Annotated in this window: 15 protein-coding genes; 5 read left to right on the top strand and 10 right to left on the bottom strand. The window is 41.7% G+C overall.

The window, feature by feature from the left end; all coding sequences use genetic code 11:
- Positions 1 to 111: 111 nt before the first annotated feature.
- The 5 genes from cshA to FC36_RS05520 form a co-directional block, all read right to left on the bottom strand.
- Positions 112 to 1,632, bottom strand: coding sequence for a degradosome RNA helicase CshA (gene cshA / locus FC36_RS05500; RefSeq protein WP_025021376.1), 1,521 nt, complete (start codon positions 1,630 to 1,632; stop codon positions 112 to 114).
- Positions 1,633 to 1,775: 143 nt separating this feature from the next.
- Positions 1,776 to 3,140, bottom strand: a complete 1,365-nt coding sequence (locus FC36_RS05505; protein ID WP_025021375.1) for a UDP-N-acetylmuramoyl-tripeptide--D-alanyl-D-alanine ligase — start codon at positions 3,138 to 3,140, stop codon at positions 1,776 to 1,778.
- Positions 3,141 to 3,259: 119 nt separating this feature from the next.
- Positions 3,260 to 3,721, bottom strand: coding sequence for a MarR family winged helix-turn-helix transcriptional regulator (locus FC36_RS05510; RefSeq protein WP_023860466.1), 462 nt, complete (start codon positions 3,719 to 3,721; stop codon positions 3,260 to 3,262).
- A 112-nt stretch (positions 3,722 to 3,833) separates the two neighbouring features.
- Complete coding sequence (locus FC36_RS05515; RefSeq protein ID WP_023860465.1) at positions 3,834 to 4,289, bottom strand: helix-turn-helix domain-containing protein; 456 nt, start codon at positions 4,287 to 4,289, stop codon at positions 3,834 to 3,836.
- A gap of 97 nt (positions 4,290 to 4,386) precedes the next feature.
- The gene (locus FC36_RS05520) at positions 4,387 to 4,749 is read right to left on the bottom strand and encodes an iron-sulfur cluster biosynthesis family protein (RefSeq protein WP_023860464.1); all 363 of its coding nucleotides are present in this window, start codon (positions 4,747 to 4,749) and stop codon (positions 4,387 to 4,389) included.
- Positions 4,750 to 4,909: 160 nt separating this feature from the next.
- Between FC36_RS05520 and FC36_RS05525 the strand changes: the two genes are divergently transcribed.
- Together FC36_RS05525 and FC36_RS05530 are read left to right on the top strand one after the other, a co-directional pair.
- Positions 4,910 to 5,284, top strand: a complete 375-nt coding sequence (locus tag FC36_RS05525; protein WP_023860463.1) for a pyridoxamine 5'-phosphate oxidase family protein — start codon at positions 4,910 to 4,912, stop codon at positions 5,282 to 5,284.
- Between the two features lie 114 nt (positions 5,285 to 5,398).
- A complete protein-coding gene (locus tag FC36_RS05530) occupies positions 5,399 to 7,327 on the top strand; it encodes a fructose-bisphosphatase class III (RefSeq protein ID WP_023860462.1) in 1,929 nt (642 codons plus the stop codon).
- A 45-nt stretch (positions 7,328 to 7,372) separates the two neighbouring features.
- Here FC36_RS05530 and htpX read toward each other — a convergent pair whose 3' ends face one another.
- From htpX to FC36_RS05550, 4 genes are all read right to left on the bottom strand, one after another.
- Entirely contained in the window at positions 7,373 to 8,266 is an 894-nt protein-coding gene (htpX, locus tag FC36_RS05535; protein WP_023860461.1) for a zinc metalloprotease HtpX, read from the bottom strand.
- A gap of 18 nt (positions 8,267 to 8,284) precedes the next feature.
- Complete coding sequence (locus FC36_RS05540) at positions 8,285 to 8,839, bottom strand: LemA family protein (protein ID WP_023860460.1); 555 nt, start codon at positions 8,837 to 8,839, stop codon at positions 8,285 to 8,287.
- A gap of 105 nt (positions 8,840 to 8,944) precedes the next feature.
- On the bottom strand, positions 8,945 to 9,433 hold the full coding sequence (locus FC36_RS05545) for a GNAT family N-acetyltransferase (protein ID WP_023860459.1): 489 nt from the start codon (positions 9,431 to 9,433) through the stop codon (positions 8,945 to 8,947).
- Positions 9,434 to 9,677: 244 nt separating this feature from the next.
- Positions 9,678 to 10,115, bottom strand: coding sequence for a GNAT family N-acetyltransferase (locus FC36_RS05550; protein WP_056986757.1), 438 nt, complete (start codon positions 10,113 to 10,115; stop codon positions 9,678 to 9,680).
- Between the two features lie 288 nt (positions 10,116 to 10,403).
- Here FC36_RS05550 and trpX point away from each other — a divergent pair, with 288 nt between their 5' ends.
- From trpX to FC36_RS05565, 3 genes are read left to right on the top strand one after another with little or no spacing between them, the layout of a single operon-like run.
- On the top strand, positions 10,404 to 11,393 hold the full coding sequence (trpX, locus tag FC36_RS05555; RefSeq protein WP_025021374.1) for a tryptophan ABC transporter substrate-binding protein: 990 nt from the start codon (positions 10,404 to 10,406) through the stop codon (positions 11,391 to 11,393).
- Positions 11,390 to 12,286 (top strand): ABC transporter permease, encoded by an 897-nt coding sequence (locus tag FC36_RS05560; protein ID WP_025021373.1) that lies wholly within the window; start codon positions 11,390 to 11,392, stop codon positions 12,284 to 12,286. The genes trpX and FC36_RS05560 overlap by 4 nt, the downstream gene beginning before the upstream one ends.
- Positions 12,283 to 13,047, top strand: coding sequence for an ABC transporter ATP-binding protein (locus FC36_RS05565; RefSeq protein ID WP_025021372.1), 765 nt, complete (start codon positions 12,283 to 12,285; stop codon positions 13,045 to 13,047). Before FC36_RS05560 ends, FC36_RS05565 begins: the two co-directional genes overlap by 4 nt.
- 170 nt (positions 13,048 to 13,217) lie before the next feature.
- Here the strand turns inward: FC36_RS05565 and FC36_RS05570 are convergent.
- The coding region (locus FC36_RS05570) for an RNA-guided endonuclease InsQ/TnpB family protein (RefSeq protein WP_156409518.1) at positions 13,218 to 13,577 on the bottom strand (360 nt) is incomplete at its 5' end.

Raw genomic sequence — 13,577 nt, forward strand, 5'->3', positions numbered from 1 at the left:
TTTAGGTTAAATTACTTCAACGAAAAAAGACCCTTTCGGGTCTAAATATGGGGCAAGCTTCATATTTTCACCTCCAGAAAAAAAGAGAAGCACCTTGGCTTCTCTCCTAATTTAATCTTGTTTTGTGCGAATTGTAAAGTTACGCTTACCGCCTTTTTGACGCCGTTCGAAACGATCACGAGAGCGATCCTTCTTATTGCGGTCGCCACCACGCTTCTTATCGCGCCAGTCATTGCGACTACCACGATTGTCTTTACGCCACTTGTTGTTACCACGGTAACCATTACGCTTCCCACTATTACGCCGACGTGGTAAAGGTCGTTCCGGTGTAATCTTAACAGGCACTTGACTGGCATCATCTTTGGTCATTTGGTTCAAAAGCGCCATAGCTAAAGTTTGGGCATCATATTTTTCTAAGAGTACCTGTGCTTGATCCGCATACTTGTCATCATCCGTCTTCGCAACTAAATCATCAATTTCTGCTAAGGCAGAAGCCACTTGCCCAGCAAAGGCTTCCTTAGCTGTTGGTGGCTTTAATGGTTCCATACGCTTCTTGGTCAATTTTTCAATCACACGTAGGTAGTCCATTTCATTAGGTGTTACAAAAGTTACAGAAGTCCCGTGATGTCCGGCCCGCCCGGTCCGACCAATCCGGTGGACGTAGCTTTCTGGGTCTTGTGGGATGTCGTAGTTATAGACGTGAGTCACCCCAGAAATATCTAAACCACGCGCAGCCACATCAGTTGCTACCAAGATATCTAATTGACCAGCCTTAAACTTCTTCAAGATGGTCATTCGTCTTTGTTGGGTCAAATCACCGTGAATCCCGGCAGCATTGTAACCGCGGGCTTCTAAACCTTTGGACAATTCGTCTACCCGACGCTTGGTACGCCCAAAAACGATGGTTAATTCCGGGGCTTGTACGTCTAAAATCCGCGTCATAATATCGAATTTTTCATAATCACGTGCCCGCACAAAGTACTGATCCACTAAGTCAGTAGTCAGTTCTTTAGCCTTAATTTTAACCGTCGTTGGATCTGTCATAAACTTTTCGCCGATGTTTAAAATCGCCTTTGGCATCGTGGCAGAGAAAAGCAAAGTTTGTCTTTCAGCTGGAACCTTGGCAATAATGGCTTCAATATCGTCCAAGAATCCCATGTCTAACATTTCATCAGCTTCGTCTAAAATTAAAGTTTGAACTTGACTTAAATCAACGGTCTTACGGTTCACGTGGTCCAATAAACGGCCAGGTGTCCCGACTAAAATTTGAGGAGTGTTGTTCTTTAATTGGTGGATTTGACGCCGAATATCAGCTCCCCCGTAAACAACTTGAACTTTAACCCGCTTATCTTTTCCTAAGCGGTAAAGTTCTTCTTGGGTCTGGATGGCCAATTCACGCGTTGGTGAAATAATCACCGCTTGAATCGCTCTCTTTGAAGTATCCACTCTTTGTAAGACTGGTAAACCAAAAGCCGCAGTTTTCCCTGTCCCTGTTTGTGCCTGACCAATGACATCTAAACCTGCCAAAGCCAAGGGAATCGTTTCGGATTGAATCGGTGTTGCTTCTTCAAATCCACTACGTTCAATTGCTTTTAGTAAGTCTTCTTCCAGCCCTAATTCATTAAATTTCAAAAAATTGTTCCTCCTTATATTGGAAAACCCGCAATCCGGCGGGGTTGCTGGGACTCTAACACAAGTGAATCTCCAGCAAATTAAATAACGGTTTTAAAGTGTCTTGATAATCATAGCATTAATATGCGCTTGATACAAATAGTTTACGCTTTCAGAGCTGTTAAAACATTTTCCAAGTGCATACCATGACTAGCTTTCAACATAACAATATCCTTGCCAGTCACATCTTGTTGGAGGTCGGCAATTAATTTAGTTTGTTCTTCTTTTGGATAGTGATGAATTTGCCCCGTATAACCTTGATCACGTAATTTTTGGGCTAAGTTAGCCATCAAAGAACCGTAGAGGTAGACGACCGCTAGCTTATCACCCACGATTTTTTCTGCCAAACTCGCGTGCATTTCCGGTGCATCATCCCCCAATTCCAGCATGTCACCAAGCACCGCAATTCGGCGACCATCCGTAGGCACTTGGCTGAAGGCGGCTAAAACTTCCTTAGCCGCCGTTGGGTTAGAGTTGTAAACATCGCTTAAAATGCGCAAACCATCCTGCCCGCTTACCCATTGGGTGCGGTTTTCCGTTACTTGGAAATTCTTCAAGGCTGCCATGATTTGACTTGATTCAATTTGGTATAACAGACCAACGGAAATGGCTGCTAAAGCGTTATTGACATTATAAGCCCCAAGCATTGGAATTGTAAGAACCTGATCAAAATTCGCTACCCTGAAGTTGGTAGTTTGAGCATCACTTACGATGTCTTGGGCATAGAGCTCGTCATTTTCCGCCAAACCAAAAGTTCGGGTTTCTTGAATTAAGTTTTGCGTTCTTTCCCGCAAGAGTGGTTCATCCCCATTATAAATCAAAACCCCATCTTCTTTGAGACCATGGGTAATTTCCATCTTAGCGTCAGCAATCTTGCCTCTTTCCTTAAAGAACTCAATATGGGCTTCACCAATCATGGTAATCACAGCCACATCAGGCTCAACCAACTTACTGAGGGCATCCAACTCCCCTGGATGATCCATCCCCATTTCCACAACAACCACTTCAGTATTTGGTTCCATAGCTAAAAGCGTCATTGGAACCCCAATTTCATTGTTGAAGTTAGCAAAGGTCTTTTGGACGTTAAAAGTTGTGGCTAGAATAGCAGCCGTCATATCCTTAGTTGTCGTCTTACCATTACTACCCGTAACCGCCACTACTTTGGGGTTAATCTTCATCAAATAGTACTTAGCAAGTTTTTGTAAAGCTTGCAAACTGTCTTCAACTACAATAGCTGGTAGTGTTGGCAAATCCGCATGATCAGCTTGCCATAAAGTAGCGACCGCACCGTGATCAATAGCACTTTGAATATAGCTATGACCATCATTTTCACCTACTAAAGGAATAAACAGCGCCCCTGGTTCCAAACTCCGACTATCAAAGCTCACGCTAGTAATTTCAACTTGATCAAATCCTTCCGCGATCGGAAAGTCGAGGGCTTGGGCCACCTCACTCAGTTGCATTCTCATATTTATAGGTATCCTTTCTATTTCCAGTTTCTGATTTGTCCATGTAATTGTAACGTATCTGCTCCAAAAAGGAAACCGCAAAACTAAAAATGCCCAGAAAATAACTCCTGGACATTTATCTATCTTTGGGATAGTAAGCGATTATTAGCTTCTAAAAATTCGGCAATTTGACTAATTTTAGCCACACTTTGCTTATATTCTTCCTCATTCATATTAACATGGGAGAAACAGGATTCTACTGCATCTTTAATTGGAGTTTCCGCATCTAAACCCTTGGGCGTTAATTCAATATAAACCCGACGCCCATCATCTTGACCTTGACTCCGCGTTAACCACCCTTTTTTCTCCATCCGTCGTAACATGGGCGTCAGTGTCCCGGTATCAAGTCCGAGGCGTTCACCTACTTCTTTAACCAATAAGGGCCGCTTTTCTTCCCATAAAACCAACAAGGTAATGTATTGGGAATAAGTTAATTCAAACGGCTTTAATGATTCTGAATAAAACTTACTATATCTTTTTTGAGCACTATAGATTGCAAAACATAATTCATCTTCTAGTTTATCTGGACGATGTTCTATCATAACTCTGCCTCCCTTACTTATGTATCTCTTAATTTTAATTATATTATGCACAACGCACTTTTGCAAAAAAATCTCATTAACTAAAAACCGCCACCAAAGTGACGGTCAAAAATTAAGCTTTTTCTACTTGATCATAGTCAATATCGCGACTAGCGTATTCCGCCACCAGTTTAGACATCAATTGATAAAATTGCGCTTGTTCAGCTTCATTCAAACCTTGGAAAGCCTCACTAGCAATCCGGTCACGTCGTGCTTCCAAGCCATCACGTAACTCTAAACCTTGCTTAGTTAAACGATACTTGCCATCATTTTCACTTACCAAGTCCCTCGTTATTAATTCGGTTAAAGTCGTATCAAAGTCCGCCACCTTAGTACTAGTAGCTTGCTTAATCGCAACTGCACTAGCGTCAGGATTTTGAGCTAGATAACCAACAATGAAAAAACCAGCCTTCCCTTGGTCAAGGTGTATCGGAAAATGATCATTAAGTTGGGTGTATTTTTTCAAAAGGGCTTGGTAACGGTTATATTGTTTCGACAATTTTAACAAGGCTCTTTTTTCTACTGACATACTTTTTCCTCCTCGTAACTTTGACTTACTTTATATTTTTGATTATATATGGCACAATTTATTTTTTTCAAATAAATTGCTCGCACAGATAGTATCACTAAGCTTGTGTGGACATATCCAAAAGCGCCACACTTGCGGTCAACTCACCGGAGCCATTTCCAATCAACCGTAACATTTGATTGTTAGGGTTCAATTCCAGACGCATAACCTTATCCATGTACATATCAGAGTAATCCTTGTAGCGGAAAGGACCAACATTACTTTCCAGAACTTCATTATAATCCTTGGCATAATCACCGTGCTTGACCGCCACCACTCGGAAGTTGGAATCTAAAGAGCAAACCCCAACTTTGGATAGCGATCCTACCCCATCGTCAAAATCTAACAAGAGATCGTATTTAGAATCAGTGAGATAGGGACTTAATTTCTTGCTGGCTTCTTTTGTTACTGTTAATTCCATAATTTTACCCTCCAATTTATTGACAAATTAAATTATTTTTAGTAAGTTTTTCTAAAGGTTGTGCACAATCATTGACAACGATTACATTTTAGCATATATTTAGCTTATTGAAAAGATTTATGCTTATCTTACACAAGATGAATGAAAGGATGTTTTTATTATGGCTAAAAAATTAGATGGTAACACTTTAAATGAAACTCAAATTCAATTTTTCAATGACTCCATGTTATTCTTATCTACCGCTGCTGAGGATGGCACTCCTCAAGTTGGCCCTAAGGGTTCCATGCGTGTCTTAGACGCTAACCACTTGATTTACTTCGAATACACTTACGACCATGCCTATGCTAACGTAAAAGTTAATAACAAGGTTGCCGTAGCTGGTTGGGACGCCAAAAATCACTTAGCTTTCCGTGTTAATGGCACCGCCGAAATTCACGAAGACGATGAATTCGCTAAAAAAGCCCTTGAAGGTTCTAAACTTGAAAAGGCCGCTGTAGTTGTCGTTACAATTGATGAAATTTTTGCTTTAGCCTAAGCACAGTAGACCAGGAGTTCGACCTTCTGGTTTTTTCTTTTCAAGACTGTTGAAAGCGCCTTCTAAAAAGTTTAGAATAGGTGACATGATTATGCGAAAGGAAACATTACATCTATGGACGAAATCACTAAGCTTAAACAAGAGGCCTATGCTCTTGAACTTATTCAACAAAAATTCCCTAACAAAGAAGCTGTTATCACCGAAATCATGAACTTGGAAGCCATCCTCCACCTTCCTAAAGCCACAGAACACTTTGTTAGTGACTTACACGGAGAGTATCCTGCTTTCGACCATCTCTTGCGGAATGGTTCTGGCAATGTTAAAACTAAAATCCAAGCCGTCTTTGGTGGGCGGATGACGCCAGCTTCCCTCCAGGACTTCGCTACCTTAATTTATTACCCCCAAGATAAACTCAAAGACATCACGCTTCATTTGAGCCCTAACCAATTAGAGCAATGGTATTTAGATACTATCAATCACCTCTTAGAATTGCTACGCTTTACAGCCACTAAATATACCCGCTCTAAGGTTCGGAAAGCCCTAGATCCTAGCTTCGCCTATATCACCGAAGAATTACTTTATACCAATGCCCATGAATTTGATAAGCGTAGTTATTTTGACCAACTCTTAAAAAATCTCTTAAATCTTAAGATGGCTGACGCCTTTATTACTGCCACTTGCTATACCATTCAACGACTTGTAGTCGATCACCTCCACGTTTTGGGTGATATCTTCGACCGCGGGAACCAACCTGATAAAATCATTGACCGGCTAATGCATTATCATTCCGTCGATATCCAGTGGGGTAATCATGACATCTTATGGATTGGAGCTGCCAGTGGTTCAGAACTTTGTCTCTTGAACCTTTTGCGAATTTGTGCTCGCTATAATAATTTAGCGGTTGTTGAGGATGCTTATGGAATCAACCTACGCCACTTAGCAACCTTTGCCCAAGAACACTACGACGATAATCCTGGTTTTCGTCCCAAATTACTAGAAGGTGATGCCTTCAAATTCCAAGGTGACCAACTTCAACTTACCCAAATCCACCAAGCCTTAGCCATCATGCAATTTAAACTTGAAAAACAAGTGATTGACCGCCAACCTGACTTCGCGATGGAAAACCGTCTCTTACTAGATAAAATTGATTACCAAAAACAAACTATTACTATTGAAGGACATACTTATCCCCTAATTAATAGTTGCTTTGGTACAGTAGATGCGCAAAAACCTTATGAACTCTTAGCCGAGGAAAAAGAAATCATCCGTGAACTGGTGTATTCTTTCCGCCACAGTTACCGTTTGCGCCAACACCTTGACTTTATCGTTCGAAATGGCAGTATGTATTTACGATATAATGGTAATCTTCTTGTCCACGGTTGCGTCCCTGTAGACAAAAATGGTAAGTTTGTCACTTTCCATCATAAAGGACACAATTACCAAGGCATTAGCTTATTAAACTTCTTTGATAGTTTAATTCGACAAGCTTATTTGAATGAAGCAAGTCAAGATGACCAAGACTTACTTTGGTATCTATGGCAGGGGCCAATTTCACCTCTTTTTGGTAAACAAGCCATGACAACCTTTGAACGCTACTTTATCGCTGATAAGACTACTCACCAAGAAATTCGGACACCTTACTTCGAATTACGTAAAGATTATGACTTTGTTTGTCGTTTATTACAGTCCTTTGGTTTAAATCCTGAAACTGGTCACGTAATTAATGGCCACACTCCCGTTAAGCGTGGCCACTCTGGGATTATGGCACAGGGAAAAATGTTAGTCATTGATGGTGGATATTCTAAAGCCTATCAAAAGACCACTGGTCGTGGGGGCTACACCTTACTTTCCAATTCCTATGGGCTAGTTTTAGTTTCCCACCATCCCTTCACTTCCCGCAAGGATGCTATTCAAAATGATCATGATATCATCTCCACGACACGCGTAGTCAACCATGAAACGACCCGTAAACTGGTAGCTGACACCGATATCGGTCAACAACTCCAACAAAAAGTAGACCTCTTGCGTTCCTTGCTTAATTAAGCCAAGCTAAAAGGGCATGACCTATGCAGTCATGCCCTTTAACTATTACATATTCCGTAAGCGTTCGATACGCTTTTCCATTGGTGGGTGAGTATCAAACAGACTCGTCCAAGAACCATCCTTAAAAGGATTAGCAATGTACATGGACGCACTAGCTGTATTGGCTTCCGTCATCGGCTCACTGTTAGAGATTTTTTGCAAGGCACTGATTAATCCCAGAGGGTTTCGGGTAAGCTCCACTGCCGAAGCATCCGCTAGATATTCCCGATTACGTGAGAGTGCCATTTGCGCCAGGTAAGCTGCAATCGGCCCTAAAATCAAGGCTAAAATTGAGACCACCATCATAATGACCTCCAAACTTCCTCCTTCGCGATCATTATCACGACGACGCCCCCCACCAAACCACATAGCCCGCGTTCCGATATCTGCTAATAAGGAAACCGCCGCTGATAAAGCCAAAGCAGTGGTTTGAAGACGAATATCGTAGTTGCGGATATGGGAAACTTCGTGGGCCATAACCCCTTCCATTTCCTCGCGATTCAGCCTCTCTAAAATCCCGCGCGTAGCGGCCACAGCCGCATGTTCTGGATTAGGTCCCGTCGCAAAGGCGTTAGGACTTGGATCATCGATAATGAAGACCCGAGGCATGGGAATTTGCGCCACCATAGCCATATCTTCAACCATGTGCCATAATTCTGGCGCCTGATCCGGACTGGTAATTTCTTGACCGTGATTCATGGCCATGACGACATCAGCAGATTGGCTCAGCATAATTAACATGTAAACCAAGGCAATAATGAGAGCTAAAATAATCCCAGCCGTACTCGAACCGAAAAAACTATAGCCAATTCCCGCGCCAATTAAAGCTACCAGGAGAATAAAACCTAGCATCACATAAACGGTCTTACGTTTATTTTTGGCAATTTGTTGATAAAGCATGCGGTCACCTGCTTAATCTTAGAAAGAAACCTTTGGTGCCACTTTAGCTTCTTGGGGAACTTCCAAGTATTCAACTTTCGTAAACTTATGAATCTTAGCCACCATATTAGATGGGAAAGTCAAGAGCTTTTGGTTGTATAAAGCGGCACTGGAGTTGAAAAGTTGACGAGAGTAGGAAATTTTATTTTCCGTGTTAGTTAACTCTTCCATCAACTTAACAAATTCTTGGTTAGCCTTTAAATCAGGGTAAGCTTCCGCCAAAGCAAAAATCGTTTTTAAAGAATCCGTAATTTGGTTGGAAACTTCCATTTTTTGTTCATGTGCATCCGCTGGTAAAGAATTCATTTGATTTCTTAAGTTCACTACTTGTGCTAAAGTTTCTCTTTCGTGCTTAGCGTAACCTTTGGTGGTTTCAACTAAATTTGGAATCAAATCGTTCCTTCTTTGTAATTGAACATCAATTTGACTCCAAGATTCATCAGTATTTACTTTGGCTTTTTGAAGGCCATTGTACATAGCAATGTAAATCAAGGCCAAAATCACAATTACTACAAGTGTAATTATCAAACCCATATCATCTTCCTCTTTTCTAAATTTTTAGTTACCTATTTCGTCTTTAATATAGCAAATTTTAGCCCTTAATTAAAGAAATTTACTTGAATTTAGGAGATATTTAACTTAGTCGAAGCGTCGCCCTAAAATTTCTAAATCCCGCTTTTGACCATCCAATTGGGCAACTTGTGGGAGGTGACCCCACCTCTCAAAGCCATACTTTTCAAAAAGAGCTAAACTTGGCCGATTATGACCAAAAATATAAGCAACAATCGCTGAAATTCCCAAATCATTAACTTGATTTAAGACAAATTCTAAGGCTTGCGTCCCCACTTTTTTCCCGCGTGCCTTTTCATCCAAATAGATAGCAATTTCAGCAGTGTATTCATAGGCCTTACGCCCATAAAAAGGCTCAAGCCCAACCCAACCTAAGGTTTGCCCCTCTGCTTCAATCATCCATAAAGGATGACGGGCATCAAACGCGTCAAACCAAACTTGACGATCAGCCACCGTGATTGGTTCTAAGTCCGCTGTCGCCAAACGGCTGGGAATTATTTGGTTATAAATGTCTACAATCGTTGGTAAATCTGTTTTTTGCGCTAATCTAAACTCCATAAACTTTTCCCTTCTTTTCTTTTAGAAAAAGCCCTCCTTTCCAAGGAAAAGAGGGCTTTAATTGGCATCAATTAAGATGGACTAATTGGCAAATTTCCACATAGGCCAAGTTCGTCAGACACGCTACAAAATCCGGTAGCATCATGTGTCCCCATTCGAAATTAACCACTAGTTGCCGCAGCAAAACAAATTTCTTTGTCTGGTTTTTCTCGACTCATCGCATACCCTATATTATAGATAAATTCTATCCTAGTTGCAAGTCCTTATCCATACGGTGATGGGGAATGTCAGCATCTAAAAAACCCTCTCCAACCACATGATAACCTAATTTAAGATAAAATTCTTGAGCTTGGTCTTGGGCACCTAAAGTCAGATAAGGTACCTGAGAAGCCCGTGCATCAGCTTCAATGGCCAGGAGTAACTTCTTGGCTAAACCTTGACCACGATAAGCCTTCTTCGTAGCCACTCTTTGCAAGTGCCAAGCCCCATCAGCTTCGACCTTAGCTCGCGCAGTCACTACCGCTTGACCATTAACATATCCCGTATAATGGCGCGGACCTTGTTCACCTTCAATTTCTAAAGCCATATCGACACCTTGTTCTTCCACAAAGACTTCTTTGCGAATTTGTAAGGCATCTTGATAAATTTGACTGTTTAAATCATAGCTTGTTTTGATTTCCAATTTTTTACCTCTTTTCTATTGACAAGTTCTATCTCATTAAATTATAATCGAAACATAAATAAACGGAAAGGAAGAATTACTATGACCTACTCATCATTGCAAAACATTAATCGTTGGCAAAGCCGGTAGAGTTGTATCTGGGTACAGATGCGACTCGCAACAGAGCGTCGTATCTGTGCCGGTTAATTTTTCCATGCCTGCACAGACCATATCTGTGCAGGTTCACTAAAAAGCGTTCCTGCAAGCAGGGACGCTTTTTTTCATGAAAAATTAAAGGAGGTATTTATTATGAAACGCTTAATTGCCAGCTTAGCTATTTTATTTTCATTTTTAACTTTTGCTTTGGTAAAACAAACCAACGACCAAAAGCAAAACACCAAACCTATTATCGGGATTTTACAATTAATGAGCCACCCAGCCTTAGATGAAATTCACCAAGGTGTTGTGGCAGGTTTAAAGAGCGAGGGCTATAGCAACGGAAAAAACATCGAAATTGATTATCAAAATGCTCAAAACGATCAATCTAATCTAAAGTCAATGAGTGATCGATTTAAAAATAAAAATGCCACGCTGATGATTGGTATCGCCACTCCAGCTGCCCAATCACTCGCTAATGTGGCCGGTAATACTCCAGTAATCATGGGAGCCATTAGTGACCCCGTAAAAGCCAACCTGGTCAAATCTCTCTCTCATCCCGGTGGTAACGTTACTGGGGTTCAACACGTCGAACCAGTTAAAAAACAGGTGCAAATGATTAAGTCCCTCTCTCCTGACATAAAAACCATGGGCGTCATCTACACCTCTAGTGATGACGCTTCGACCGGTGAGGCTAAGGAATTTATGCACTACGCCAAGGAGGCTGGGATTAAGACTCAAGCCTACACCGTAACTTCTACCAATGACATTAACCAAGTCGCTGCTACCATGGTAAGCAAGGTTCAAGGTGTTTACGTGCCAACAGATAATACTATTGCCTCCGGAATGTCGACTTTAATTAAGACCACCGATACTGCCAAGATTCCGGTTTACGCAGCTGCTGATACCATGGTTAAAAATGGCGCCGTAGGAACCTTCAGTGTCAGCCAATACCAAATGGGAGTCTTGACCGGTAAAATTGCCGCTCAGGTTCTCAAAGGTAAAAAGCCCGCTGATATTCCGGTCCAACACACCGAAAAAGGCGTCTACTCTATCAACCTCAAAGCTGCTCAAAAACTTGGAATCTCTATTCCAGAAGATATCTTACAAGTGGCTCAAAAGAAAGGAAGTGTCTACAAATGAGTTTAATCGTTTCTGCAATCGGCCAAGGTTTCTTATGGGGAATTTTAGCCCTCGGCCTCTTTTTAACTTTTAGAATCTTGGATTTCCCTGATATGACCGTCGAAGGGACCTTTCCTTTCGGGGCTGCCGTCTGTGTGGCTGCTATTACTCACGGTCTTAATCCACTTACAGCTACCCTCTTGTCTTTAGGCGCAGGAATGTTAACAGGTTTAATTACCGGTTTACTCTACACCAAAGGTAAAATCCCGATTCTTTTAGCCGGAATTCTGGTAATGACAGGGGTCTACTCTATCAACTTACGCATCTTAGGTAAGGCTACTTTAGGGCTCTTAAATAAACAGACCATCTTATCTGCACCTTTCTTAGCTAACCTACCGGAAGGTTTCGCCTCCGTCTTTATCGGCCTAATCTTCGTGGCGATTGCCATCACCCTCTTAGGCCTCTTCTTATACACCGATTTAGGACAAGCCTTTATCGCCACAGGTGACAATGAAAAAATGGCCCGCTCCTTAGGGATTAACACTGACCGTATGAAAATTTTAGGTCTCATGGTTGCCAACGGACTAATTGGACTAGCTGGCGGTCTTATCGCCCAAAATAACGGCTATGCCGATGTCAATATGGGGACCGGGACAATTGTTATCGGCCTGGCCGCAATCATCATTGGGGAAGTAGCTTACGGCGAATTAACCTTAATTGCCCGCTTAGTGGCCGTTATTTTAGGAAGCATCCTTTACCGTTTTGTCCTCTTAATTGTGTTACAACTCGGGTTTTCCACCAACGACTTCCGCTTAATTTCCGCCCTCGTCTTAGCCTTGTGTCTGATGTTACCCCTCTTCCAAAAGAAATTTAACTTTGGTCGCCTCTTAAAGAAAGGAGTTAGTCGCCCATGAGTCAAGCCATCTTAACCCTCAAAAATATCGATGTAACCGTCAACCTCAATACGAGTGAAGAAAAACGCATTCTCAAAAATCTCAACTTAACAGTTAATAAGGGGGACTTCATCACCCTTTTGGGAACCAACGGAGCTGGGAAGTCCACGCTATTTAACACCATCAACGGCAGCATCTTCCCTACCAAAGGTCAAGTCTTACTCGCTAATCAAGACATCACCAACCAACCAGAAGTTAGTCGCGCCAGCCAAATTGCCCAAGTTTTCCAAGACCCTAAGATGGGAACGGCGCCACGGATGACCGTTTCTGAAAATCTCCTTTTAGCCCAAAAACGTGGCCAAAAGCTCGGGTTGAAATTACGGGGGTTGCGCCAACAAAAGGACTATTTCTTAAAGATAGCTAGCCAACTACCCAACGGTTTAGACCAACGTTTAGATACCCCCACTGGTTCTTTATCAGGAGGACAAAGACAAACCTTGAGTTTCTTGATGGCGACTTTAAATCAACCCCAATTATTGCTGTTAGATGAACACACTGCCGCTTTGGATCCCAACACCAGTCGCCAATTGATGGAATTAACCAACCAAGTTGTGCAAGAAAAACAACTAACTTGCATCATGATTACCCACCAATTGGCCGATGCCCTTAAATACGGGAATCGGACCATTGTTTTAAAGGATGGCCAAATTGTCTTAGACCAGGCCGGGCAAGCCAAAAAAGACCTTACTGAAGAAGAAATCCTCACTTATTTTGCGGACTAATCCGTCAACTACCCCATTCTAAAGACTGGGGCTTGTGAGAAGGCAAGCCTTACGGCTTACCCGACCACAATTTGCATAGATACATCACTGCATGATTACAAAGTAATCACGTCTAACACGATAATTACCAATGCCTTTAGAGTCCGCAAGTTGCCAAACGGACTGCCTAGTTATGCTAGGCTTTTTTCTTTTTCCTTAGCTAGTTTTTCTAATCCTTTTTCAAGAATATTTTTAGAGGCATTAATGTCCCTAATATGGAATGTACCACAATTAGGACAAGTCCATTCCCTATCTTTGAGAGTTAGTTTTTCTGTACCTTTTGTCCCCATGGCAAACTTACAATCATTACACATTTGCGTAGTGTTTTTGGGGCTTACAGTTATGAAACTTCTCCCGTATAAAGCGGACTTATATTCCATTTTTTGGAGGAATGTTCTCCAACCGACATCTGAAATCGACATAGCTAAGGCATGGTTTTTAAGCATATTAGAGCTTCGTAAATTTTCGGCTACTACCAAATCGTGGTTATT

The sequence above is a fragment of the Ligilactobacillus equi DSM 15833 = JCM 10991 genome (genome assembly GCF_001435735.1).
Classification (GTDB): Bacteria; Bacillota; Bacilli; order Lactobacillales; family Lactobacillaceae; genus Ligilactobacillus; species Ligilactobacillus equi.